At 60.9% G+C, this 25,434-nt stretch carries 21 protein-coding genes; 4 read left to right on the top strand and 17 right to left on the bottom strand.

The genetic code is table 11. The annotated features are described in order from the left end of the window. The first annotated feature begins 77 nt into the window (after window positions 1–77). Entirely contained in the window at window positions 78–911 is an 834-nt protein-coding gene (locus tag AC5YUO_RS23590) for a MurR/RpiR family transcriptional regulator (RefSeq protein ID WP_496155465.1), read from the top strand. A 223-nt stretch (window positions 912–1,134) separates the two neighbouring features. On the opposite strand, the gene AC5YUO_RS23585 is transcribed toward AC5YUO_RS23590, so the two are convergent. From AC5YUO_RS23585 to AC5YUO_RS23535, 11 genes are all read right to left on the bottom strand, one after another. Further along, window positions 1,135–2,709 carry an FGGY-family carbohydrate kinase gene (locus AC5YUO_RS23585; protein WP_496155464.1) on the bottom strand — a complete coding sequence of 525 codons (1,575 nt, stop codon included), beginning with the start codon at window positions 2,707–2,709 and terminating at the stop codon, window positions 1,135–1,137. 57 nt (window positions 2,710–2,766) lie between these two features. After that, window positions 2,767–3,486, bottom strand: coding sequence for an HAD family hydrolase (locus AC5YUO_RS23580; protein WP_496156553.1), 720 nt, complete (start codon window positions 3,484–3,486; stop codon window positions 2,767–2,769). Between the two features lie 7 nt (window positions 3,487–3,493). Next, window positions 3,494–4,978 carry a mannitol dehydrogenase family protein gene (locus tag AC5YUO_RS23575; protein WP_496155463.1) on the bottom strand — a complete coding sequence of 495 codons (1,485 nt, stop codon included), beginning with the start codon at window positions 4,976–4,978 and terminating at the stop codon, window positions 3,494–3,496. Window positions 4,979–5,036: 58 nt separating this feature from the next. Beyond that, window positions 5,037–5,813: an L-iditol 2-dehydrogenase gene (locus tag AC5YUO_RS23570; RefSeq protein WP_496155462.1), complete on the bottom strand. Its 777-nt coding sequence runs from the start codon at window positions 5,811–5,813 to the stop codon at window positions 5,037–5,039. Next, on the bottom strand, window positions 5,810–6,808 hold the full coding sequence (locus AC5YUO_RS23565) for an ABC transporter ATP-binding protein (RefSeq protein WP_496155461.1): 999 nt from the start codon (window positions 6,806–6,808) through the stop codon (window positions 5,810–5,812). The genes AC5YUO_RS23570 and AC5YUO_RS23565 overlap by 4 nt, the downstream gene beginning before the upstream one ends. A 12-nt stretch (window positions 6,809–6,820) precedes the next feature. Further along, complete coding sequence (locus AC5YUO_RS23560) at window positions 6,821–7,645, bottom strand: carbohydrate ABC transporter permease (RefSeq protein WP_065116739.1); 825 nt, start codon at window positions 7,643–7,645, stop codon at window positions 6,821–6,823. Between the two features lie 331 nt (window positions 7,646–7,976). After that, window positions 7,977–8,849 (bottom strand): carbohydrate ABC transporter permease, encoded by an 873-nt coding sequence (locus AC5YUO_RS23555; protein WP_080820603.1) that lies wholly within the window; start codon window positions 8,847–8,849, stop codon window positions 7,977–7,979. Window positions 8,850–9,023: 174 nt separating this feature from the next. Further along, a complete protein-coding gene (locus AC5YUO_RS23550) occupies window positions 9,024–10,337 on the bottom strand; it encodes an ABC transporter substrate-binding protein (protein ID WP_003524929.1) in 1,314 nt (437 codons plus the stop codon). A gap of 144 nt (window positions 10,338–10,481) precedes the next feature. Next, complete coding sequence (locus AC5YUO_RS23545; protein WP_496155460.1) at window positions 10,482–11,435, bottom strand: sugar-binding transcriptional regulator; 954 nt, start codon at window positions 11,433–11,435, stop codon at window positions 10,482–10,484. A 300-nt stretch (window positions 11,436–11,735) separates the two neighbouring features. Then, on the bottom strand, window positions 11,736–13,586 hold the full coding sequence (locus AC5YUO_RS23540; RefSeq protein WP_496155459.1) for an ABC transporter ATP-binding protein: 1,851 nt from the start codon (window positions 13,584–13,586) through the stop codon (window positions 11,736–11,738). 48 nt (window positions 13,587–13,634) lie between these two features. Then, complete coding sequence (locus tag AC5YUO_RS23535) at window positions 13,635–14,798, bottom strand: M20 aminoacylase family protein (protein WP_496155458.1); 1,164 nt, start codon at window positions 14,796–14,798, stop codon at window positions 13,635–13,637. A 306-nt stretch (window positions 14,799–15,104) separates the two neighbouring features. On the opposite strand from AC5YUO_RS23535, the gene AC5YUO_RS23530 reads away from it, so the two are divergent. The 3 genes from AC5YUO_RS23530 (at window position 15,105) to AC5YUO_RS23520 (ending at window position 18,881) form a co-directional block, all read left to right on the top strand. After that, a complete protein-coding gene (locus AC5YUO_RS23530; protein ID WP_496155457.1) occupies window positions 15,105–16,814 on the top strand; it encodes a peptide ABC transporter substrate-binding protein in 1,710 nt (569 codons plus the stop codon). Window positions 16,815–16,957: 143 nt separating this feature from the next. Continuing rightward, window positions 16,958–17,968, top strand: a complete 1,011-nt coding sequence (locus AC5YUO_RS23525; protein WP_496155456.1) for an ABC transporter permease — start codon at window positions 16,958–16,960, stop codon at window positions 17,966–17,968. Further along, the gene (locus tag AC5YUO_RS23520) at window positions 17,961–18,881 is read left to right on the top strand and encodes an ABC transporter permease (protein WP_496155455.1); all 921 of its coding nucleotides are present in this window, start codon (window positions 17,961–17,963) and stop codon (window positions 18,879–18,881) included. The genes AC5YUO_RS23525 and AC5YUO_RS23520 overlap by 8 nt, the downstream gene beginning before the upstream one ends. A gap of 164 nt (window positions 18,882–19,045) precedes the next feature. On the opposite strand, the gene AC5YUO_RS23515 is transcribed toward AC5YUO_RS23520, so the two are convergent. The 6 genes from AC5YUO_RS23515 to AC5YUO_RS23490 all read right to left on the bottom strand — a co-directional run bounded on the left by AC5YUO_RS23515 (window position 19,046) and on the right by AC5YUO_RS23490 (window position 25,081). Further along, window positions 19,046–19,396, bottom strand: a complete 351-nt coding sequence (locus tag AC5YUO_RS23515) for a ribbon-helix-helix domain-containing protein (RefSeq protein ID WP_496155454.1) — start codon at window positions 19,394–19,396, stop codon at window positions 19,046–19,048. 71 nt (window positions 19,397–19,467) lie between these two features. Further along, the gene (locus AC5YUO_RS23510) at window positions 19,468–20,034 is read right to left on the bottom strand and encodes a DJ-1/PfpI family protein (protein WP_181423967.1); all 567 of its coding nucleotides are present in this window, start codon (window positions 20,032–20,034) and stop codon (window positions 19,468–19,470) included. A gap of 97 nt (window positions 20,035–20,131) precedes the next feature. Continuing rightward, the gene (locus AC5YUO_RS23505) at window positions 20,132–21,529 is read right to left on the bottom strand and encodes an amidase (protein ID WP_496155453.1); all 1,398 of its coding nucleotides are present in this window, start codon (window positions 21,527–21,529) and stop codon (window positions 20,132–20,134) included. A gap of 53 nt (window positions 21,530–21,582) precedes the next feature. Further along, complete coding sequence (locus AC5YUO_RS23500) at window positions 21,583–22,404, bottom strand: ABC transporter permease (RefSeq protein ID WP_400814064.1); 822 nt, start codon at window positions 22,402–22,404, stop codon at window positions 21,583–21,585. After that, entirely contained in the window at window positions 22,401–23,351 is a 951-nt protein-coding gene (locus AC5YUO_RS23495; RefSeq protein ID WP_496155452.1) for an ABC transporter permease, read from the bottom strand. Before AC5YUO_RS23495 ends, AC5YUO_RS23500 begins: the two co-directional genes overlap by 4 nt. Window positions 23,352–23,545: 194 nt before the next feature. After that, window positions 23,546–25,081 (bottom strand): ABC transporter substrate-binding protein, encoded by a 1,536-nt coding sequence (locus tag AC5YUO_RS23490; RefSeq protein WP_496155451.1) that lies wholly within the window; start codon window positions 25,079–25,081, stop codon window positions 23,546–23,548. Window positions 25,082–25,434: the final 353 nt, after the last annotated feature.

Below are 25,434 nucleotides of genomic sequence, written 5' to 3'. Positions count from 1 at the left end.
CACCCTAAATCGCGGTTCGCACGCTCGTTTGCGCGCGCGCATGCATCATCGTTCAATAAAGATAAAAGAATGAGGCGTTGGTGGAAAAGCTGCTGTTGAACCTTACGCGCGCCATGAAGGCGGGAACGCCCTCAGAGCGCAAGATCGCCAAATATCTGATCGAACATCTGGACGAATTGCCGTTCGAGACGGCGCAGACGCTTGCCGCCAAGCTCAGCCTCAGTCCGATGACGGTCGGCCGTTTCCTGCGTTCCCTGGGATACCGGCAGTTCAGCGATATCCGCGCCGATCTGCGCCATGCCGAAGAAGCGGCCGGCGCCGACCAGCCCGCCACGGCCGAGGGCGGCGAGCGCCATTCCAACCCGTTTTCACAGCTTCTGTCCCAGCAGATTCAGGCCATCCAGACCGCTTTCGACATGACCACCCAATCGATCTGGCGGATTGCCATGAACGAGATCGCCACGGCCGGCGATGTTTTTCTGGCAACCTCTCCGGAAAGTATCGATGCCGGGCGCCATTTTTACGGGCGGCTGCTGGAGAGCCGGGGCCGCATCCATTATCTCGGCAGCGACAGTGCGGCCTATGTCGCCCTGTGGGATTTTGACCCCGCGCAGGCGCTGCTCGTCATCATGGATTGCGGTGGCAGCCTGTCGCCCCTGCAGCGCCTGTCGGCAATGGCGCGCAAGAGCGGCTACAGGACGCTTTTGATCACCACCCGATTTTACGAATGGGGACCGGAAAGCGTCGATCTCTCTCTTGCCATGCCGCAGGCCCAGAACGGTGGCCAGGGGCTGCTGCAACTGGTCTCGCTTTTGGAATTCACCCTCTGTGCGCTCAGCACCGGGGCCGACGATACGGGCAGGGCAAGGGCACGGAACATCGCCGCCCTTAAGCGCTCGCTGCGAACCTGATTGCGCTTCACGGCAGGAGGGGTTCAAGGGATCGAGCGGTTACCGCTTGTTTCTTCTCCCCGCCGGGGAGAAGGTCGCGGCAGCGGGATGAGGGGGCAAGGGTAGAGATATCCGGTGAGGGTGCCCCCTCATCCGGCCCTTCGGGCCACCTTCTCCCCGGCGGGGAGAAGAAACAGGCGGCAGCCCTGAGCCATGGTCTAGCCTTGCCATTTTCGGCGAAAAATCAAAGGCTTTCCAGTTCCTGACGATGGCGGTACATGGCGAGAAAACGGCGATAATCCCGCTCATAACGGGGGCCACGCGCCGGATTTCCCGATATTTCCGCATTGCCCGGATACATGGCGGCCCCTGCGGCCGCAAGGTTCGCATGCACCCCGCCGGCCGTCGCCGCCGTCATCGCCGTGCCCAGCAGCACGGCATCGGCGGTGGCGGGAACCACGATGCGCTTGCCCGTCACATCGGCATAAAGCTCCATCAGCAGCGGGTTCTTCACATGCCCGCCGGTGACGTGCAGGCTTTCAACCGCATAACCGAAACGCTCCATGGCATCGAGCACATGCCGGGCGCCAAGCGCAATCGCCACGGCGGTGCGCCAGTAAAGACGGCACAGACTGTCGAAAGACGTATCCAGCGTCAGCCCGCTGATGACGCCGACGGCATGCGGATCGGCAAGCGGCGAGCGGTTGCCGTGGAAATCCGGCAGCACATGCAGCCGCTCGGCAAACGCCTCACCCTCAAGCGCCCGCAATTCCGTTACCCGCGCAACGATGCGGGCATGCAGCGCCGTATCCGGCTCACCGCCCGCCGCATGCATGCGCACGATATGGTCGAGCAGCGCGCCGGTGGCCGATTGCCCGCCTTCCACCAGCCAGTGCCCGGGCAGGATCGCCTGCCAATAGGGACCCCAGAGGCTGTGGCCGGGCATCTGCCGCTCCGACATGGCGACAAGGCAGCTCGATGTGCCGGCGATCAGCGCCACATGCCGGCCCACATCCGCAGACAAGCAGCCGCCCAGCGCACCAAGCGCGCCGGCATAGGCGTCGATCATGCCCGCAGCGACCTCACAGCCGGTATCGAGGCCGAGCTCGGCGGCCGCTTCGGGTGAAAGCGGGCCGATGCTTTCCCCCGGCATCACCGTGGTTTCGGGCAGCCCTCCCCGCTCTCTCAAATCGGCAAGGCCCGCCAGTTCGAGATAATCCGCCTGCCAGCCGGGATTTTCCTGCGCCAGAAAATTCCACTTCGCCGTCTGCGTGCAATTTGAGCGCTGGGCCGAACCCGTCGCTTTCCATGTCAAAAAATCCGCCAGATCGAAAGCGAAGGACATGCGTGACCAGCTTGTCGGCATATGCGTCTTCAGCCACATCAGCTTCGGCATCTGCATTTCCGGCGAGACGCTGTTGCCGGCAAAATCCAGCACCCGGTGGCCGGATGCCGTCAGCCGGTCGGCCTCCGATATCGCCCGGTGATCGAGCCAGACGATGGTGTCGAAGCGGTCTTCGCCGGTAACGGAAACCGAAACCGGCTCACCCCGCCCATCGCGGATGACCAGCGAGCAGGTGGCGTCGAAACCGATGGCGGCGATGCTTTGCGGTGAAACACCCGCCTCGGCAAGCGCTGCCTTCACCACGATGCAGACCGCGTTCCATATGTCGGTGGAATCGTGCTCGGCGTGGTTTTCCTGCGGCCGCTGCATCAGGATTGGATGGGTGGAACGGGCAAGCAGCCGGCCGGCCGGATCGAAAATGCCGGCCCGGGCGCTGGCGGTGCCGACATCGACAGCGACGAGATTTTGACGCATCAAGACTGCAATTCCATCCCTTGCGCAACGACCCGGCGACGGCAGGCAAAATACGCTTCAGCCTGCATCACGTTCCATTTGGCCGTCAAAACCGCCCTTCCCCACATAGCTCCTGACAAGTTGGACCAAATCCGGCATCGCGTCAAACACGGCATCCGCCCCTAGCCCGGCGATCTTTTCGCGGAATGCGGGAAAGCGCGCATGCGATCCGCCGGTAAAGGCAAAAACGCCCATGCCGGCTGCCTTTGCGGCGGCAATGCCGGCGGGGCTGTCCTCGATCACGATGCAGTGACGCGGCTCGGCAGCCATTTGGCGCGCCGCATGCAGGAAGAGATCGGGCGCCGGTTTGCCGTTCTTCACCATGGTGGCGCTGAACACATGCGGCTCGAATTTGTCGATCAGGCCGGTCAGCCCCAGCGAATAGCGGATACGCTCCGGCTGGCTGGAAGACGCCACGCAGCGCTTCAGCGGCAGAAGCCTGTCCAGCGTTTCGGCAATGCCCTCTATGGGCTGCAATTCGGTGCGGAAACGCTCAAACAGCGTCGCCCGCATATGGTCGAGAAAATCGATGTCCGTCTCGACGCCGTAGTCCTCAAACAGAGTCGCCGTCATGCTGGCGACGCTGCGGCCGAGAAAGCGCTCATAGGCCTCTTCCTCTCCCATCGTCACGCCGAGATGGGAGAGCATGTCGAGAAGGACGGAGATGGAGACCGGCTCGCTGTCGACGAGCACGCCGTCGCAATCGAAAATCAACAGGGGCCCGGTCTCGTCTTCCATCTCGCGGTCACTTTTCAGCCAGCTTGTCATCCAGATAAAGCTGCAAGGTCTTCGCCGTGCCTTCGCGCCACAGCGTCTTCAGTGCATGGGCAAAGCGTTTACGGAAAAGCTCCGATTCGGCAACCTCCCCGAAGATGTCGTCAAGCGCGAGGAAGGCCATCGGATCATCCTTCGCCTTGATCGCCGCCGCCTGCAGGCGTTCGGCGCTGGCATCGTTGAAGGCGATTTCCCTGCCGCTGTCGGACGTGCCCTGGAAATAACGGCACCACAGGGCAGACACCAGCGAAAGGCCGACGATATCCTCGCCACGCGCCAGACGGTCGGCGGTGGATGGCAGGATGAATTTCGGCTGGCGGTTGGAGCCGTCCTGCGCCAGACGCGGAATGGTGTCGCCGATCTTCGGATTGAGGAAACGCCGCTCGATCAGGGCGAAATAGTCGGCAAGATTTGTATCGGGAACCGGCGGAATGACCGGGATGATCTCTTCATTTTCAAGCTTTGCCAGAAACGCCCGGATCAGCGGATGCTCCATCGCCTCATGCACAAAATGAATATCGAGCAGTGCCGCCGGATAGGCAATTGCCGCATGGCCGCCATTGAGGATGCGGATCTTCATGTGCTCATAGGGCGCAACGTCGCTGACGAACTGCACGCCGGCCTTTTCCAGCGCCGGGCGACCGGCGGGGAAATTATCCTCCATCACCCATTGTTTGAACTCTTCGCAGAAGACCGGCCAATTGTCCTCGATACCGAAATCGTCGCGGGCAATGTTGCGTTCGCGCTCGCCGGTGGCTGGCGTGATACGGTCGACCATGGAATTGGGGAAAGCGACGTTTTCGCCAATCCAGCTGGCGAAGGCCGGGTCGGAGAGCGCCGCCAACCCGACCACCGCGTTTTTGGTGACCTTGCCATTATGCGGGATGTTGTCGCAGGACATGACGGTGAAGGGTTGCAGCCCCCTGTCGCGCCGTGCCTTCAACCCGGCGACGATCAGGCCGAACACGGTTTTTGGCGTCAACGGGTTCTTTCCATCTTCGGCAATGGCCGGATGTTGCGGATTGAAAGAGCCGGAAGCATCGATGAAATAACCGCCCTCGGTAATCGTCATCGAGACGATGCGGATTTTCGGATCGGCCAGCGTATCGATGATCCGCTGCGTATCGCCAACCTGCAGAATATCGATCATCGGCCCGGTGACGCGAGCGCCGGTGCGGTTATTGTCCTGCTCTACGACAGTGGTCAGGAAATCCTGCGCGGCGAGTTTCTCGCGCATCACCGCGTCGGAGGGCAGAACGCCGGCGCCGATGATGGCGAAGTCATGATCCGCACCCGTGTTGAACAGGTCATCCAGATAAACCGCCTGATGGGCGCGGTGGAAATTGCCAACGCCGAAATGCACGATGCCGGCGGAAAGATCGGCCCGGGAATAGGCCGGAACCGCCGCCGTTTTTCTGGCTTCGTCAAGCGTTGCGAGGGAGAGTTTGCATGTCATGTCACGATCCTCGAAAGGGGAAACGTTGTTCGTGCCGGTCACCGGGAAACCCCGGTGGTCAGCTCATCCAGTTGCCGCCATCGACATTATAGGTCTGGGCGACGATGTATTCGGCTTCATCGGAGGCGAGGAAGACCGCCATGCCGGTCAGATCTTCGGCACGGCCCATGCGGCCGAAAGGTACGGCTTCCCCGACCAGCCGCTTCTTTTCGCCGGCGGGGCGGTTTTCATATTTCGCAAACAGCGCATCCACACCGTCCCAGTGCTCGCCATCGACCACGCCGGGCGCAATCGCATTGACGTTGATGCCGTGTTTGATGAGGTCGAGCCCGGCCGATTGCGTGAGGCTGATCACAGCGGCCTTGGTGGCGCAATAAACCGCCACCAAGGCCTCGCCGCGCCGGCCCGCCTGGCTTGCCATGTTGATGATCTTGCCGCCTTTTCCCCGAGCAATCATTGTTTTTGCGGCGGCCTGCATCATGAACAGCGTGCCGGACACGTTGATCGAAAACAGTCTTTCGTAGCTCTCGCGTTTGATCTCGACAATCGGTGCGAGGTCGAAAAGTGCGGCATTGTTGATGAGGATATCGAGCCCGCCGGTCTGGCCTTCCACGGTGCGGATGGCGGTGTCGATGGAATGCTGTTTGGTCACATCGAGTTCGACGGCATAGGCGTTCTCGCCGATCTCGCGAGCGGTCTTGCTCGCCCGCTCGAAATCGATATCGGCGATGGCGACGGTTGCGCCCTCACGTATATAGGCCTCCGCAAAGGCGCGGCCGATACCGCGCGCCGAGCCTGTTATCAGCGCGGATTTGCCTTCCAGTCTCCCCGTCATATTGCGACACCCTTCTCATCAAACCTGTGTATCTTGGTCTCGTCCGGGGTGATGAAGACGGTATCGCCATGTTTGCATTCGAACTCGCCGTCAGTGCGGGCGGTGATCGGGCCGATGCCTGACACCTCGAGATGCAGGAAGGTATCCGATCCGAGATGTTCGGCAACCGTGACCTTGCCCTGCCACAGCCCGCTTTCCTTCGACAGCAGCAGATGCTCGGGCCGCACGCCGGCGGTGGTGGCGTTCTTGCTGCGGGCAAAATCACCGGTGATGAGGTTCATGCGCGGTGAGCCAATGAAGCCGGCGACGAAGAGGTTGGCGGGGGTGCGGTAAAGCTCCATCGGCGAGCCGACCTGCTCGATATTGCCGCGGTTGAGCACCACGATCTTGTCGGCCATGGTCATGGCCTCCACCTGATCGTGGGTGACGTAGATCATCGTGGTCTTCAGCGTGTTGTGCAGCTCGGAGATTTCCAGCCGCATGGTGCCGCGCAGCGCCGCATCGAGGTTGGAGAGCGGCTCGTCGAACAGGAAGGCTTTCGGTTCGCGCACGATGGCGCGGCCGATGGCGACGCGCTGGCGCTGGCCGCCTGATAGTTGCGAGGGCCGGCGTTCGAGATAATCGGTGAGGTTCAGCACGCGGGCGGCGTCTTCGACCTTTTTGTCGATCACCGCCCTGTCGAGCTTGGCCATCTTCAGCGGGAAGGCGATGTTGTTCCTGACACTCATATGCGGATAAAGCGCATAGGACTGGAACACCATGGCAAGGCCGCGCTCGGCCGGCGCCTTTTCGGTGGCGTCATTGCCGTCGATGACTATTCTGCCGCCGGAGACGTCTTCCAGCCCGGCGATGAGGCGCAGAAGCGTGGACTTGCCGCAGCCCGACGGGCCGACGAAGACGACGAACTCGCCGTCGTTGATATCGAGATCGATCGACGGGATGACTTTCGCCTCACCGAAGAGCTTGGACACGTTCTGAAGGGAAATGCTGCCCATGTTTGTCGTTCCTTATTTCACGGCGCCAAAGGTCAGGCCACGCACGAGTTGTTTCTGCGAGAACCAGCCGATGACGAGAATGGGGGCGATCGCCATCATCGAGGCGGCCGAGAGTTTTGCCCAGAACAGCCCCTGTGGGCTCGAGAAGGAGGCGATGAAGGCCGTCAGCGGTGCTGCATTGGTGGTCGTCAGCCGGATGGTCCAGAAGGCTTCGTTCCAGGCAAGGATGACGTTGAGCAGCAACGTCGAGGCAATGCCCGGCACCGCCATTGGTGTGAGCACGTGCACGATCTCGTTCCACAGGGATGCGCCATCCATGCGGGCTGCCTCGAGGATCTCGCCTGGGATTTCCCGGAAGTAAGTGTAGAGCATCCAGATGACGATCGGCAGGTTGATGAAGGTGAGCATGATGGTGAGCCCGATGCGGGTATCGAGCAGGCCGGCATTGCGGAAGATCAGATAGATCGGCACCAGCACGGCGACGGCCGGCATCATCTTGGTGGAGAGCATCCACATCAAAATGTCCTTGGTGCGCTTGGTCGGCGAGAACGCCATGGCCCAGGCGGCGGGAATGGCGATGATCAGCGCAATGATCGTCGAGCCGAGCGACAGCACCACCGAGTTCATGAACGGCTTGAAGTAATCGCGCTGGGTCTGGACCGTCACGTAATTCTCGAAGGTGCCCGAGGGAATGAGGCTGAAGCCGGCGATTGCCTCCGGTTCGGTCTTGAGCGAGGTGAGGAAGGCATAGAGGATCGGGAAGAACAGCAGCAGCGCCACGGCCCAGGCCGCGATGGAAAAGCCGATCTTCGCACGTGTGGTTGTCTTGCGGGCCATGATTAGACCTCCCCTGAGGTAATAGCGGTAAAAGCACGGGGCCGGATTTGTGTGGACTTGCGGGATGCTGGGGCCGGAAGGGAGGCCATTATCGTTCCGGCGGGCACATCCCCACCGCCCTCATTCCTGTGCTTGTCACAGGAATCCAGTCGGCGCGCGTCTGCGCGACGGAGGGACTTTCTTTCAGCCCAAGGACTTGGGCTGGCTGGATTCCTGTGACAAGCACAGGAATGAGGGAGGGTGGAGGGCCGGCCGGAGAACGAAACCCCGGAGGGCAAAATCCCAGAGAGCAAAACCCCGGAGAACAGAACCATTGTCATATCACGCCCCCTCAACGATCCAGGTTCTTGCCAACCGCCCGCATCAGGAAGATGGCGACGATATTGGCGAGGATGACGGCGATGATGCCGCCGGCCGAAGCGCCGCCGACGTCGTAACCGAGAAGCGCGGTGCGATAGATGAGGAAGGCGAGGTTGGTGGAGGCATAACCCGGTCCGCCATTGGTGGTGACGAGGATTTCCGCGTAGACGCCAAGCAGGAAGATCGTCTGGATGAGGATGACGACGGTGATGGCGCGCGACAGATGCGGCAGCGTCAGATGGATGAAGCGGTTGACGAAGTTGGCGCCATCCATCTCGGCGGCCTCCTTCTGCTCGCCGTCGAGCGACTGCAGGGCAGTCAGCAGGATCAGCGTCGCAAACGGCAGCCATTGCCAGGCGACGATGATGATGATGGAGAGCAGCGGAAACTGCGCGAACCAGTCGACCGGCTGCAGGCCGAAGAAGCGCGACAGATCGGCAAGCACGCCGTAACCGGGATGCATGATCATGTTCTTCCACACCAATGCGGCCACCGGCGGCATGACGAAGAAGGGCGAGATGATCATGATGCGCACGATGCCCTGGCCGAAAATGTCATTGTCGAGCAGAAGCGCAATGGCGATGCCGCCGATGACGGTGATCGCAAGCACGCCGCCGACGATCAAAAGCGTGTTCCAGATCGACTGGAAGAAGGCCGGGTCGGTGTAGAAATACTGGTAATTGAAGAGACCCGCAAAGCTGACATTGGCCGGGTTGAGGAGATTGTAGTTCTGGAACGAGAACCACAGCGTCATCGCCAGAGGCACAATCATCCACACCAGCAATAACAGCACCGATGGCGCAAGCATCACCCGCGCCAGACCGCTCGTGTTTCGAGTTGCCATTGCACTCACCTCCCCTTGGGTACAGGCGTCACGACATGCGCCCGGCATATCCGGAAGAACCGGCTCATTCTTGTTTTGATTTGAAAGGCTTAAACGCCACCGTACAGACCGGCGGCTTGCCATCCCCAAGGTTCGCTGCCCGGCATTGGCGCCGGACAGCGATCTTCGGGAGGATTACTTGATGTAACCGGCGCGGGTCATTTCACGCGTCGCGGTCGACTGGGCGCCCGCAAGCGCATCGTCGACGCTGGACTGGCCGGCAACGACCGCCGAGAACAGCTGACCGACCGTGGTGCCGAGCGCCTGGAATTCAGGGATCGCCACGAACTGGCCACCGGTATAAGGCACGGGCTTTACGGTCGGCTTGGTGATGTCGGCGGCGTCCATGGCGGCAAGCGTCGGCTTGGCGAAGGCGGCTGCCTTTTCATACTCGGCATTCTTGTAAAGCGAGGTGCGGGTGCCCGGAGGCACGTTTGCCCAGCCTTCCTTGGAAGCGACGAGCTCGGTATATTCCTTGCTGGTTGCCCAGGAAATGAACTTCTCGGCCGCTTCCGCCTTCTGCGAGCTCTTCGGGATCGCGAGGTTCCACGACCACAGCCAGTTGCCATGGTTCTTCAGCTCGCCATGGGTCGGGAAAATGGCGTAACCGACCTTGTCGGCAACGGTGGAATCCTTCGGATTGGAAACGAAGGAAGCAGCCACCGTGGCGTCGATCCACATGCCGCATTTGCCCTGCTGGAACAGCGTCAGATTTTCGTTGAAGCCGTTGGAGGAGGCACCGGACGGGCCGGCATCCTTCATCAGATCGACGTAGAACTGCAGCGAGCTTTTCCATTCCGGCTGATCGAACTGCGGTTTCCAGTTTTCATCGAACCAGCGGCCACCGAAGGAGTTGGTGAGCGCGCTGATGAAGGCCATGTTTTCGCCCCAGCCGGCCTTGCCGCGCAGGCAGATGCCGTTGATATCGGCCTTGCGGTCGGTGATCTTGCGGGCGGCGTCGCCGATGAATTCCCAGGTCGGGCTATCCGGCATCTTCAGACCGGCTTTTTCAAACAGGTCCTTGCGATACATGATCATCGCGGATTCGCCGTAGAAAGGCGCCGCATAAAGCTTGCCTTCGCTGGAGAGGCCGCCGCGGATCGCCGGTAGCAGATCGTCGACGTCATATTTGTCGCCGAGCTTTTCGAGCGGCAGCAGCCAGCCCTGCTTGGCCCAGATCGGCACTTCGTAGTTACCGATGGTCATGATGTCATATTGGCCGCCATTGGTGGCAATATCGGTCGTCACGCGCTCACGCAGGACGTTTTCTTCAAGCGTCACCCATTCGACCTTGATGTCGGGGTTCTTGGTGGTGAAGTCCGAGGTCAGACCCTGCATGCGGATCATGTCGCCGTTGTTCACGGTGGCGATGGTCAGCGTCTCGGCGGAAGCAAGGGTCGAAAAGGCGAGTGCCGAGCATGCGCCCAGCAAAATGGTCTTCAATGTCATATCTTCCTCCCAGAAGAAAAATGATGAGCATTCGCTTTGCTCTAGAGCATTTACTCACCTCATGAGCAAAAAAGTCAAGCGACATCCTGTGCTGCGACGCACATGGAAAAACCAAGCCTTTGATTTTATGTGTTTAATTTTTGCTCAGTGAGTGAGCAAATATTCGCTCGTGACTTCATCGGTGATGAGGCCGTTCAGCAGACCACCCCTCAGCGCCGCCAGAATCGAGGCGTTCTTGCGCGCGCCCTGCGCCATGCCGATGACGGTGCAGGTCTCTCGTGAAGGGATGGGAACGGAGGCGACGCGCTCGTTGACGGCGTGCTCGAGAATGTGGCCATTGGCATCATACATCCAGCCGCAAATCTCGCCGACCGCCCCGCTTGCCATCAGCGCCTTCATCTCATCGACGCCGAGGAAACCATCGACGCAGAGCGGTGCGTTTTCCCCGAGCTCGCCGACACCGACGAAGGTGACATTGGCCGCAGAACCCAGCGCCAGCGTGGATCGCACCATGGACTGATCATGCAGCAACTCCCGCTCTTCCGCAGAAGAGCAGAGCACCGGCAGCGGCATCGGAAAATGCCGGGCCTTGATGGCATCGGCCATGCTGAAGATGACGTTATAATAGGCGGCCGATCCGTCCGGCCCGATATTTCCCGTCAATGAGACGATGCGATGCTGCGGGCATTCCATCGGCGGCAGCTGGTCTACGGCGGCTTTCAAGGTACGGCCGGTGCCGATGGCGAGCACGATGGGCTCGGCATTTTTCAGCCAGCGCTCGATTTCCGCCGCGCCGGCCTCGGCAATGCCGACGGTGGAGGAGACCCCGGCCGGATCGCTCGGCACCACCTCGATATATCTAAGAGCGAATTTTTCTTTCAGCCGCTCGGCTTTTTCGAGACAGGCGGCGATGGGGTGATCGAGCCGGACCTTGATCAACCGCTCGGCGACGGCAAGCGACACCAGCCGCTGCGCCGATTGCCGGGAAATGCCCATGGCGGCGGCGATCTCATCCTGCGTGCGGCCGGCGACATAATAAAGCCAGCCGGCGCGGGCCGCATCGTCCAGCCGTCCATGTGCGTCGTTTCGTCTGGCCATGCCGCTGCCCTCTAGGAATTATGCTTGAGCATTTGCTGGCATTTTTTTGCGTCGGCTGTCAAACGGGGGATGCGCGCAAAGACTATACGACGCGAAAATCGGCGGATGTCGAACGGTGGATCGGTGACTGACGGCTTATACGTCCGTGTCGCTATTTTTCCGTCATTCCGGCCTTGAGCCGGAATCCAGCCACGGCGCGTCTGCGCCGTGAGAAGAGTCTTTTGCGATCAAGGACTTGATCGCGCTGGACCCCGGATCAAGTCCGGGGTGACGGTGCTGGGTTTAGGCCCGTACCCTCAATCAAGCCGCTTCCTGCACCAGATGCCCGGCCGAAACCTCGCGGTAATGGCGCTCAGGCGGCACATAATCCACCGGCCGGATCGGGCTTTTGATCTCATCCGTCGCCATGTTGCGCCGGATCTGCCGGCGCGCCGGGTCCGGCACCGGAACGGCGGACATCAGCTTTTTCGTATAGGGATGCTGCGGATTGTCGAAAACCGCCGCACGCGGGCCGATCTCGACGATCTCGCCGAGATACATCACCGCCACACGATGGCTGACACGCTCCACGACAGCCATATCGTGCGAGATGAACAGGAAAGCCAGATTGAGGCTCTGCTGCAGGTCGAGCAGCAGATTGCAGACCTGCGCCTTGATCGAGACATCGAGCGCCGAGACCGCCTCATCGGCGACGATCACCTTGGGGTCAAGCATCAGCGAGCGGGCAATGGCGATGCGCTGGCGCTGGCCGCCGGAAAATTCATGCGGGAAACGCCGCATCATATCCGGACTCAAGCCCACCTTTTCCAGAAGGTCCGCCGCCTTTTCGCGGGCCTGCGGCTTGGTTCCGAGGCGATGTTCGATAAAGGGTTCCATGATCGCCGTGCCGATGCTCATGCGCGGATCGAGCGAGGCGAAGGGGTCCTGGAAGATCATCTGCACGCTGCGGCGCATGGTGCGCAGCGTCGTCTTGTCGAGTTTCAGCACCTCGTAGCCATCGAGCATGACATTGCCGGATGTCGGTTCGATCAGCCGGGTGATCGAGCGGCCCGTGGTGGACTTGCCGCAACCCGATTCACCCACGAGAGACAGGGTTTCACCCTCGGCGAGATCGAAGGAGACCTTTTCCACCGCATGCACGGCACCGGATTTGCGGCTGAAAAGGCCAGTGCGGATATCGAAACGGGTGGTGAGGTCCTTGACCGAAAGAATGGGCGTGCGGCCGCCGGAGACCGTGTCCTTCACCTCCGCGACCGGCTGGCTTTCGCCGGTCTTGATATCGATGATCGGGAAACGGGCCGGCAGCACCCGCGACCTCATCGAGCCGAGCTTCGGCACCGCCGAAAGCAGCGCCCGCGTATAGGGGTGGCGGCCGCGATGGAAGATGTCGTCAGTGGTGCCGGTTTCCACCACATCGCCGCGGAACATGACGATGGTGCGGTCCGAGACTTCCGCCACCACACCCATATCGTGGGTGATGAACAGGACCGACATGCCCTCCTCTTCCTGCAGCGTCTTGATGAGGTCGAGAATCTGGCCCTGAATGGTGACGTCAAGCGCCGTCGTCGGCTCGTCCGCAATCAGCAGCTTCGGTTTGGAGGCGAGCGCCATGGCGATCATCACGCGCTGGCGCATGCCACCGGAAAACTGGTGCGGATAATCGTCGAAACGGTTCTTCGCATTGGGAATACGGACCTTCTCAAGCAGGCGGATGACCTCGGCGCGCGCGGCGGAAGAGGAAATATCCTGATGTACGGTCAGCGCCTCGGCGATCTGCTTGCCGATCGGGAAGATCGGGTTGAGGCTGGTCATCGGCTCCTGGAAGATCATCGAAATGTCTTTTCCGCGAACCTTGCGCATCTCCTCTTCCGGCAGCGCCAGCAAATTGCGGCCGCCGAGCATGACGCTGCCCTCGATCTGGCTCGTCTTTTTATCGAGCAGCCGCATGATGGAGAGCGAGGTGACGCTCTTGCCCGAGCCGCTTTCACCGACGATCGCCACCGTTTCGCGCGGCGCGATCTCGAAACTCATATTGCGGACCACGGATTTCCAGCCGCCATCGACGCGAAAGGATGTGATGAGATTCTGAACCGATAGAACCGGGCTTACCGAACCGCCGGTCTGTTCCATTGATGTCGCCGCCAAAAGCATGCCGATCTCCTGAAAAGCAGAAGGCGGCCACGAGGGCCGCCGGATGTCTTATGCAGCAAGTGCGGTTTCGGCCATCGAAACCCAGTAGCTGATGCCATAGGGCAGCGCATCGTCGTTGAAATCATAGGCCGCATTGTGCAGCCCGGCGGTATCGCCATTGCCGATGAAGATGAAGGCGCCGGGGCGCGCTTCCAGCATGTAGGAAAAATCCTCGGCGCCCATATGCGGGTTGGGATTGGTATTGACGGCGTTGGCGCCCGCCACGCCCATGGCCACGCCGGTCGCAAATTCGGTTTCGTCACTATGGTTGAAGGTGACAGGATAACCGCGATGATATTTCACCTCCACGGTGGCACCATGCGCCATGGCGGTGGCGGTCGCCACTTCCTTCAGGCGCTTTTCGGCGAAATCGCGGGTTTCCGGCAAGAGCGTGCGCACGGTCCCGGTCAGCGTTACCGAGCCCGGAATGACGTTGACGGCCGTGCCGCCATGGGTGGTGGCGACGGTGACGACCAGCGATTTCAACGGGTCCGTTTCCCGCGAGACGATGGATTGCAGGGCGATGATTATATGTGCAGAGGTCAGCACCGGATCGATGGAAAGATGCGGTGCGGCCGCATGGCTGCCCTTGCCGGTGATGACGATCTCGAAACTATCCGCCGCCGCCATGGTGGAACCCTTGCGGATGGCGAATTGCCCGACCGGGATGCCCGGCTCGTTATGCATGCCATAGACCTGCGAAATGCCGAATTTCTCCATCATGCCGTCGTTCAGCATGGCGAGCGCGCCCGCCCCGCCCTCTTCCGCCGGCTGGAAGATCACGGCCACGGAACCCTTGAAATTGCGGGTCTCGGCCAGATATTGCGCCGCACCCAGAAGCATGGCGGTATGCCCGTCATGACCGCAGGAATGGGCCTTGCCCGGCGTCTTAGACGCCCAGGGCTTGCCGCTCGTCTCGAGGATCGGCAGCGCGTCCATGTCGGAGCGGAAACCGATGGTCGGGCCATCCCCGTGCCGCCCCTTGATGATGCCGACCACGCCGGTCTTGCCGATGCCGGTCTCGACCACGTCGCAGCCGAAGGATTTGAGCTTTTCGGCAACGAATTTCGATGTTTCGAAGACATCGTAGAGCAGTTCCGGGTGTTCATGCAGATGGCGCCTCCAGCCGGCAACGTCTTCCTGCATTTCAGCCACACGGTTCAATATCGGCATTCTCTTTTTCCCTTTTTTTGTTCCCCGCCGGGTTGTCGGACGCCATATTGCGTTTGGAATTTCTCGTTTTGCAAGCATGAAATTTGCTGCATGAGCGAAAAATAGGCCCAAAACTGAATGGCTCAAATTTTGTTCATCAAAGAGACATTGGGACTTGCTTTTCAAAAAAACTGACAATAGCATCATCGGGAATGGAGGATTATTCCTTAGCAAAGTCAAATACTTAGAACAAAAGACCTTGCACATGACGACAGGAAAAGCGTCAAACATTCAAACAGATAAAATCCAAAAAGGGGAAAAACCACAATGAAGAAGCGCAACGTTCTCTTTGCCAGCACGGTGGCGGCGATGGCTCTCGCAGGCTCTGCCGCCCATGCCGAGCGCGGCAGTGACGGCGAACTGAAAATCCTGTTCTGGCAGGCCGTATCGACACTTAACCCTTATCTTTCCGCGGGCACGAAGGAAGTCTACAGCTCGTCCATGGTCATCGAACCGCTGGCGCGCTATGACGAAAAGGGCGAGCTGGTGCCGATGCTGGTCACCGAAATTCCGACGATCGACAATGGCGGCGTCGCGAAGGATCTGCTCAGCATGACCTGGAAGCTGAAAAGCGACGTGAAATGGTCTGACGGTACGCCGTTCACCGCCGAGGACGTGATCTTCACCTGGAAATATTGCCTCGCACCGGATGGCGGCTGCGCGCAGGCGGCGCAATATGAGGGCGTGAAGAATGTCGAAGCCATCGACGCCCACACCGTCAAGATCAGCTTCACCGAACCGAAACCTTACCCCTATTCCGCATTCGTCGGCGCACAATCGCCGGTCATTCAGAAGAAGCAGTTCGAAAACTGCGTCGGCGCTGCCGCACCCGGCTGCACATCCGCCAATTTCGGTCCCATCGGCACCGGCCCCTTCGTGGTCAAGGATTTCAAGCCGAATGACGTGATCAGCTTCGTCGCCAACACCAATTATCGCGACCCCGCCAAGCCCGCCTTCGCCACGGCGACCCTGAAGGGCGGCGGCGATGCCGCTTCCGCCGCGCGCGCCGTGCTGGAAACCGGCGAATTCGACTATGCCTGGAACATGCAGGTGGAGCCGGAAATTCTCGCGACCATGGTGGCCGCCGGTAAAGGCAAGCTGGAAACCGCCTTCGGCACCCAGGTCGAGCGTATCAATCTCAACTGGTACAATCCCGATCCTTCGCTGGGCGACAAGCGCTCCACCAAGCAGGGCGGCCCGCACCCGGCCATATCAGACCCGGCCGTGCGCCGTGCGCTTTCGCTTGCCATCGACCGCGAGATCATCGACGAAGCGGGTTATGGCGAAGCGGGCAAGCCGACCTGCAACATCGTGCCGGCTCCGGAAGCCTTCGCTTCCACCAAGAATGACAGCTGGTGCCTGAAGCAGGATGTGGAAGGCGCAAACAAACTGCTGGACGATGCCGGCTGGGTGAAGGGTGCAGATGGCATCCGCGCCAAGGATGGCGTGAAGCTCTCCTTCCTCTACCAGACCTCCACCAACTCGGTTCGCCAGGCCACGCAGGAACTGGTGAAGGACATGTGGTCGCAGATCGGCGTCGCGTCCGAACTGCGCAATGTCAGCGCCTCGGTCTTCTTCGGCGGCGATCCGGCGAGCCCGGACACCTTCCAAAAGTTCTATGCCGACGTCGAAATGTACACCAACAATTTCGACGGCACGGACCCGGAAAAATATCTGGCGGAATGGCTGTGCGACAAGATTCCCGCGCCTGAAAATGGCTGGCAGGGCCAGAATATTCCGCGTTATTGCAACCCGGAATTCGACAAGCTGGTGGGTGAACTCTCCAAGACCGCCGACCTTGCCAAGCGCGGAGAGATTTCCAAGCAGCTCAACGACATGCTGACGGAGGAAGGCGCGCATATTCCGCTCATCCACCGCGGCAGCGTTTCCTCGCATTCGCTGACGCTGGAAGGCGTTCGCATGAATGCCTGGGATTCGGAACTCTGGAACGTCGCGGACTGGTCCCGCAAGAAATAACACGCGGATGCGCCGGCTTCTCCCCCTGAAGAGGCCGGCCTTCTGCATGCCCCTGGACCATGTTCTGAAGACACATTTGCCGCGTTACGGCGAAAACACTCCCAATTTTCGTCCTGCCGCGCTCTGGGTCTGGAGAGTTTCAGATGTTTACCTTTACGCTCCGGCGGCTTGCCTTTGCCGTACCGACGCTGCTCGTCATCAGCTTCGTCATCTTCGCGCTGCTCGATCTTGCGCCCAACGACCCGACCGGCGACCTGCCGCTCACCATTCCGCCGGAAGTGCGCGAAAAGATCCGCGCCTCGCTCGGTCTCGACCAGCCCTTCCTCATCCGTTACCTGATGTGGCTGCAGCAATTCTTCATCAACGAACCGCTGAACCTCTTCGAAAAGCTGACCGGCTGGCAGATCGGCGATGGCAGCCGCATGCGGGTGCTCTCCTGGGCGACACGCAGCCCGGTGGTCGATCTCGTCATCCAGCGCATGCCGCAGACGCTGTGGGTGGTGGGCCTTGCCTATCTCTTCGGTGCGCTGCTGGCGATCCCGATCGGCGTCATTTCCGCCTATAAGCAATATTCGATCTTCGACCAGATCGGCACCTTCGTCTCCATGGTCGGTTATTCCGTGCCGACCTTCTTCACCGGCGTGCTGCTGGTCGTTATCTTCAGCTCCTATCTGCAATGGTTCCCGTCCGTTTATGACACCAATCTGAGGGTCTCGGACTGGGCAAGCTTCGTGGCGCAGGTGAAGCAGATGTTCCTGCCGGTGCTGGTGCTGACGCTCTATAATGTCTCGCAGATCAGCCGCTTCGTGCGCGCCTCCATGCTCGACAATCTGCATCAGGATTATGTGCGCACCGCACGCGCCAAGGGCGTGAAGGAAAAATCCGTCCTGCTCGTTCATGTGCTGCGCAACAGCCTGATCCCGGTCGTCACCGTCATCGCACTCGGCGTGCCGACGATCTTTTCCGGCGCCATCATCACCGAGCAGATATTCCGCGTGAACGGGCTCGGCCAATTGCTGATAACAGCCGTTCAGGGCGCGGATATCCCGCTGGTGCAGACGCTGACCTTCATTTTCGCGGTACTGATCGTGCTCTTCAACCTGATTGCCGACGTGCTGTACGGCATTCTCGACCCGAGGATCCGCTATGACTGACGCCACCATCGCAGCGCCGACGGTTGCGGCCACCCCCACGCAATCCGCCCTTGCCGATATCTGGAAACAGTTCCGCGTTCACAAGGGCGGTGTGGCGGGGCTCTTCGTCTTCGTCTTCATCCTGCTCGCGGTCTATGTCGGCCCCTATATCCACACCGTGGCACCCAACGCCATCAATGTGAAGGCGCGCAACCAGTGGCCGTCGCTCGCGCATCCCTTCGGCACCGATAATCTCGGCAAGGACATGCTGGCGCAGGTTCTGGCCGGCGGGCGCATATCGCTTGCCGTCGGCATCACCGCCATGCTGCTGGCGCTGTTTCTCGGTACGCTGGTGGGGGTGCTGTCAGGCTATTTCCGAAATCTGGACGGGCCGCTGATGCGGTTGACGGACCTGTTCCTGGCGCTACCGCTTTTGCCGCTGCTGCTCGTCATTCTGATGCTGTTTCGCGATACGCTGCGTGCCGCCTTCGGGCCGGAAACCGGCATCTTCATCCTGATCGTTTTCGTGATCGGGATAACCAGCTGGATGCATACCGCCCGTATCGTGCGCGGCAATGTGCTGACGATCAAAAGCCAGGAATTCATCATGGCGGCGAAATCGAGCGGCATGCGCGAATATCGCATCATCCTGAGGCATATATTGCCGAATGTGCTGAGTTCGATCATGGTCTCAGCCACGCTCGGCATCGCCGCCGCCATCATCACGGAATCGGCGCTCTCCTTCCTCGGCCTCGGCTTTCCCTCCGACTTTCCGACCTGGGGACGGCTGCTGTTTGATGGCGCGAACTTCCTGCAGCTGACGCCATCGCGCGTGCTGTGGCCGGGGCTGGCGATTTCGCTGACGGTTCTAAGCGTCAATTACATCGGCGATGCCGTGCGTGATGCGCTCGATCCGCGGGCGCTGAAGAGCTAAACGCTCTCTGCCTCATCCCTGTGCTCGTCACAGGGATCCAGCCAGCTCAAGTCCTTGGGCTGAAAGGACTCTCCCCGTCGCGCAGACGCGCGTCGGCTGGATTCCTGTGACGAGCACAGGAATGAGGTGGAGGGGATGCCCCGGCACATAAAAACAAACGCGTCCTAGTGATAATTCACCTTCTCCGTCTCAAGAATGCTGTCTGCATCCAGCGCTGCAATCGGAATATCCGTCCGCGCCGGAATATCGCCGGAAAGCTGCAGCGCGAGATAACGCCCGCAACAAACCCGCAGGAACGAAGTGAAATTGCCGAGATCGTGCCCGGCATCGATCGATTCATTATAAAGCTTGGCAATGAGCTGCACGCTGTTCATGCCGTCGCGCCGTGCGATCTCGTCCAGCGTCGCCCAGAAGAAATTTTCAAGCCGCACACTCGTGACCATGCCATCGATCCTGAGCGACCGCGTATGGCTTTCCCAAAGCGTGGGGTCTGCCTTGATGAAGAGCTTGCACATGGTTTCCTCCCTCACCACGCTCACAAGGATAGGCGGAAAACGGGGCCGGAAAAAGCCCCGTTCCGCCGGTCTTATTTGCCGAGCACGGCCATGAATTGCGAAAGCCAGGCCGGATGCGCCGGCCATGCGGGCGCCGTCACCAGCTTGCCGTCGGTAACGGCCGCATCGATGGCGATATCGGCATAGGTGCCGCCGGCCAACTCGACTTCGGGGCGGCAGGCGGGATAGGCCGAGCAGGTGCGGCCCTTGAGCACGCCCGCAGCCGCCAGCAATTGCGCACCGTGGCAGACGGCCGCCACCGGCTTGTCGGCTTCAAAGAAATGTTTCACGGCCGCCAGCACGTCGGCATTGAGCCGCAGATATTCCGGCGCGCGGCCGCCCGGAATGACCAGCGCATCGTAATCCGCAACCTTGATATCGGCGAAGGTGGCGTTGAGCGCGAAATTATGGCCGCGTTTTTCCGAATAGGTCTGGTCGCCTTCGAAATCATGGATGGCCGTGGCGATGGTCTGGCCCGCCTTCTTGCCGGGGCAGACGGCATGCACCGTGTGACCAACCGCAAGCAGCGTCTGGAACGGCACCATGGTCTCATAATCCTCGGCGAAATCGCCGGTGATCATCAAAATCGTCTTCGGCATGTCTGCTCCTCCCGTTTTCGAATGCCTTTACGCAACCTAACAGGCCGGGCGCAGATGCGGGTATTATGGCAATACTACATGGCCGATAAAGGTGGGATCAGCGGGCCTGCGGCGGCTGCGGCCAGTGTTTTACACCACCGCCCCAATCCTCGAAGGCCCTGGACAGTTTGAGCACGAACAGATCCTCGTAACGGGGACCGACGATCTGCAGGCCGATCGGCATGCCGGAAGTCGAGAAACCGCAATTGATCGAGGATGCGGGCTGTTCCGACATGTTCCACGGCACGGTGAAGGCAATATGTTCGAAGGGGCGCGCGGGATCGTTGGTGGGTGAGGCCCAGTCCGCCGGATAGGACACGATGGGATTGGTGGGTGAGATCACCGCATCCACCTCCCGCATCAGCCGCCCGCAGGCCCTGCGCATTTCCATGGTCTGGTTGAAACCGAAGACCGCACGCGAACCGGTAACCTCCGCTCCCTTCCCGGCCCATTCGAGGATATAGGGAAGGATCGCCGCGCGGCGTTCATCGCTCAGCGCCGCCATATCGCCCCAGAATTTCGCGCGCCAGAAATCGTCCAGCCCATCCAGCATCGCGCGTGTCAGCACCGGCTCGACCGGAATGACGATGGCGCCGGCCGCCTCAAACAGCTTCGCGGCGGAAAGCACGGCGTCCCGCACTTCATCTTCCAGCGGCAGGCCGCAGCCGGCATCCAGCATCAGGCCGATCTTCAGGCCTTTAACATCGATATCGAGATCCATCCAGTCAATGGTGTTCGGCGGCAGCGATGTGCCGTCCCGCCAGTCGGGCCGCGAAAGCGTCACCATGGCATAGGCGGCATCAACCACGGTGCGGGTCATCGGCCCGGCGCAGCGGCCAGTATAATAGGGATCGACCGGGATGCGGCCCTGGCTCGGCTTGAAACCGAAGAGCCCGGTCCACCCGGCCGGCAGCCGCACCGAGCCGCCAATATCCGTGCCGACATGCAGCGTGCCATACCCCGCCGCACCCGCCGATGCCGCGCCGGCACTGGAGCCGCCGGGATTCTGCGTGATATCCCAAGGATTGCGGCTGAGCTTGTGGAAGCTGGAGAGACCGGAGGAGAGCATGCCATAATCCGGGCAGGTCGTCTTGGCGTAGAGGATCGCGCCGTCTTCCCGGCAGCGGGCGGCCACCGGCGCGTCCTCCAGCGCCGGAACCAGTTCCACCGCCTTTGTGCCGAGCGGCACGGGATGGCCTTTCGTGGCGATGAGTTCCTTCAGCGAGACCGGAAGTCCATCGAGCGGGCCGAGCGTCTCGCCCTTCCGCCAACGCTCCGTCGAAGCCGCTGCCTGCCTGCGGGCATCTTCCGGGTCGTAGGCATAAAGCGCATTCACAGTTGGCTCGAAAGCCTCGATGCGCGCCTCCACCGCCTGCCAATATTCCGAGGGCGACAGCGTCTTTTCCCGGTAAAGCGCCAGGATTTCGAGCGTGTTGAGGTCTATGAGATCGGTCATGGCATCGTCTCGTCAAAAAAACAGGAAATAGGGGCGATATCGGCTTTAGGCGATCAGCTCGTATCGCGCGGGTCCAGCAGATCGCGCAGGCCATCGCCGAGAAGGTTGAGGCCGAAGACGGCAAGCGCAATGGCAAGGCCGGGCATGATGGCAAGCCAGGGCGCCACACCGAGATAGGTCTGGGCGTCCGCCAGCATCCGCCCCCAGGTGGCGGCGGGCGGCGGCATGCCGAGACCGAGGAAGGAAAGGCCTGCTTCCGTCAATATCGCCAGACCGAGCTGGATGGTCACCTGCACGATGATCTGGTTGGAAATATTCGGCACGATATGGAAAAGCGTGATCTTGGCGCGGTTCTGGCCGATGCTGGTGGCGGCGGTGATATATTCGCGTGCCCAAATCTGCAGTGCGGCGCCGAGCGTCAGCCGGGCAAAGACCGGCACCATGAAGGTGGCGATGGCGATGATGGCGGTAAAGCGCCCCGTGCCGATAAAAGCGCCGAGCATCATGGCCGAGAGGATCGGCGGCACGGCAAAGATGATGTCGCAGATGCGCATGACCACGGTTTCGGTAAAACCACGCAGGGCCGCGACCGCGACGCCGATGGCCGTGCCGATAAATGCGCCGATGGCGACGGCGGCGATGGAGGTGGACAGCGAGTTCCACGCACCCGCCATCAGCATCGACAATACGTCGCGGCCGAAATGATCCGTGCCGAGGCCGCCATAAACGAAGGGCGATTTCAGCTTCTGCACGATCTGTATCTTGGTGGGCGACACCGGCGTCCAGACCAGGGACAGCAGGGCGACGGCGACCAGAAAGACCGTGACGGCGATGCCGGCGGCAAAGGCCGGGCGGCGGCGGATAAATCGCATCATCGCGCACCTGCCCGCAATCTCGGATCGATGAAGAGATAGGCGATATCGACCACGAAATTCATGATGATGACCAGCGCCGAGAAAAACAGCACGACGGATTGCATGACGACGATATCGCGCTGGGTCAGCGCCTGATAGGCAAGCCGCCCGAGGCCCGGCAGGTTGAAGACATTCTCGACAAGCACCGCGCCGGCAATCAAAAAGGTGAATTGCAGGCCGATCATGGTGACAACGGGGATCATCGCATTCGGAACCGCATGCCGCCACAGCGCCACCCGCTCGCTCAGGCCCTTGGCGCGGGCGGTGCGCACGAAATCCTCATTCATCACTTCGAGCACGGCGGAGCGGCAGACGCGGGTGAGAACACCGGCCTGCGACAGCGCCAGGGCAATGGCCGGCAGCACCAGCGCCATGAGCCCTGCCGAAAAACTCGGCGTCCAGCCGGGAAAACCGCCTGATGGCATCCAGCCGAGCGTGGTGGAAAAAACGATGATCAGCAGCAGGCCAACCCAGAAGCCGGGCACGGCGATGCCCAGATGGGAAAACAGCCCGGCCGCAAAATCCAGCACCCCGTTGCGGTTCTTCGCGGCCGCCACGCCAAGCGGAATGGCGATGGTGACGGACAGGCAGACGGCCAGCAACGCAAGCGGCAGGGTGACGGCCAGCCGCTCGATGATCAGCCCCGCCACCGGCACGCCATAGGTATAGGATTGCCCGAGATCGCCACGGAAGACACCGGCGAGCCAGTGGAGGTAACGCAGCGGCAAGGGCTGATCGAGACCCATCTGCTTCTGCAGCGCGGCGAGCGTATCCGGGCTTGCCGAGGTGCCGAGCATGATAGCCGCCGGATCTCCCGGCAGCAGGCCCATGACGACATAAATGATGAGGGAAACGGCAAACAGCGTGATGATGAGGCTGACGAGACGCCGGATGAGGACGATTAACATCTGGCATCTGCTCCTTGCGATACTTCACCTGCGGCGGCTGGACAGCTCCACACTCCCCCGTCATGCCGGACTTGATCCGGCATCCAGCCGACGCGCGTCTGCGCGGCGGAGAGAGCCCTTTCAGCCCAAGGACTTGGGCTGGCTGGATGCCGGATCAAGTCCGGCATGACGGAAGAAACGGGTATAGCCAAACGTCACTCTTCCCAATGCACGTCCGTCAGCACATTCGAAGGAATAGGCTCGTTTTCCCACAGCCCCTTCACCTTTCTGTCCCAGACGCCAAGCTTCGGCATCACGAAGAGGAAGAGAGCCGGAACATCTTCCGCGAGGATTTTCTGGGCCTCGCCATAGAGCTTTTCCTGCTCAGCCGCATCCGCCGTCTTTTCGACGTTGGCGATAACCTCGTTGAAGGCCGGGTTCCTGTAGTTGAAATAATAGGGGTCACGGGCATAGATATCGATATCCATCGGCTCGGCATGGGCGACAATGGTCATGTCGTAATCCGCACCCTTCAAGACATCCGCCACCCATTTGGCCGGAAATTCGGTGGTCTCGATGGTCATCGTCACGCCGATTTCGGCCAGCATCGCCTGCAGGATTTGCGAGGTGCGCTGGGCATAGGCCATTTGCGGGGCCTTGATGGTGAAGCTGAAACCGTCAGGATAACCCGCTTCGGCAAGCAGCGCCCTGGCCTTGTCGACATCGTAAGGGTGCACCCCTGTCGTATCGATGTATCCGCGGTCATTCGGCGTATAGTGACTGCCGATGGCCGTGCCAAAACCGGACCATGCGCCCTCGATGACAGTGCCGCGATCCACCGCCATCATCAGCGCCTGGCGCACGCGCTTGTCGTCGAAGGGCTTGCGGGCATTGTTCATGCCGGCCACGACCTTCAGCTCGGTATTACCGACGAAAGTGCCGAGGCGTTTATCGCCGTCAAAGGAGGTCATCAGCTCCGGCGCGCCGAATTCCGGGAAGGCATCGATATCGCCTGATTTCAGCGCGGCGGCCTGCGCCTGCGGGTCGGCGACAAAACGGAAGGTCGCCCTGTCGAGCTTCACCGCAACGGCCTTATCCCAATAGGCGGCGTTCTTTTCCAGTTCCACCTTGTCGCCCTTGGCCCAGCTGACGAATTTGAACGGGCCGGTGCCGATGGGCGTCGTGCGGTTACCCTCAGCGCTCTTCGGCGCGACCATGACGGAGGCCGGCCAGCCGAGCCAATAGATGAGGCTGCCGGCGGGCTGCTTCAGTTTCAGCACCAGCGTGTCCGCATCCGGCGTCTCGATGCTATCGATTGCCGCGAAGAAGCGCTTCTGCGGATTGACGGAGGCTTCTCCGCGCGCCCGGTCCAGCGAGAACTTCGCGACGGCGGAATCGAACGCCTCGCCATCATGGAAGGTGACACCCTTACGCAGCTTGAAGGTGTAGCTCTTGCCATCAGGTGAAATCTCCCAGCTTTCGGCAAGCTGCGGCTTCACCTTGCCCTTGCTGTCGATGGTGACGAGACCTTCGAAAATATTCTGCCAGGTGACCTGGCCGATGGCGACGGGGGCGGCAATGGTCGGATCGAGACCGGTCGGCTCCACCGTCATGCCAAGCGTCAGGGCGGTTTTCGCGGCGGCTTCGGCTCCCGTCACCGAAAGCGGCAGCCAGAGCGCCGTGCCCAATGCAAGCGTCAGCGCGGTGCGGCGCGAAAGCTTTGCCGCCTCAGAAAGATAAATGCGTGGCATCCTTAGTCCCCTGTCTGGCGGCCGGGGCATTTTTGCCCTTCCAGAGACCACCCGTTGCGAAAAGAGTGTCATGTTACAGGCGCACACACAATCACCGTTTTTGTGTGCTCCGTGTAGCTGAAATGGCTACACGGAATTGCAGGTGGAAATCAACCTTAGTGGGTAATTCTCCATACTGGCTAATTCCTCTCCCCGCCGGGGAGAGGTCCGCCGAACGAAGTGGAGGCGGGGTGAGGGGAAACGTTGCCGGATAAATTCTTCCTCGACCTCCCCTCGCCGTCCCCCACCCAAGCTACGCGGCCCCCTCATCCGGCCCTTCGGGCCACCTTCTCCCCGGCGGGGAGAAGAAACCC

This window comes from Agrobacterium sp. LEGMi-208b (genome assembly GCF_059511785.1).
The sequence above is the reverse complement of the archived record's forward strand: the minus strand, read 5'-3'. Positions and strand labels throughout refer to the sequence as shown.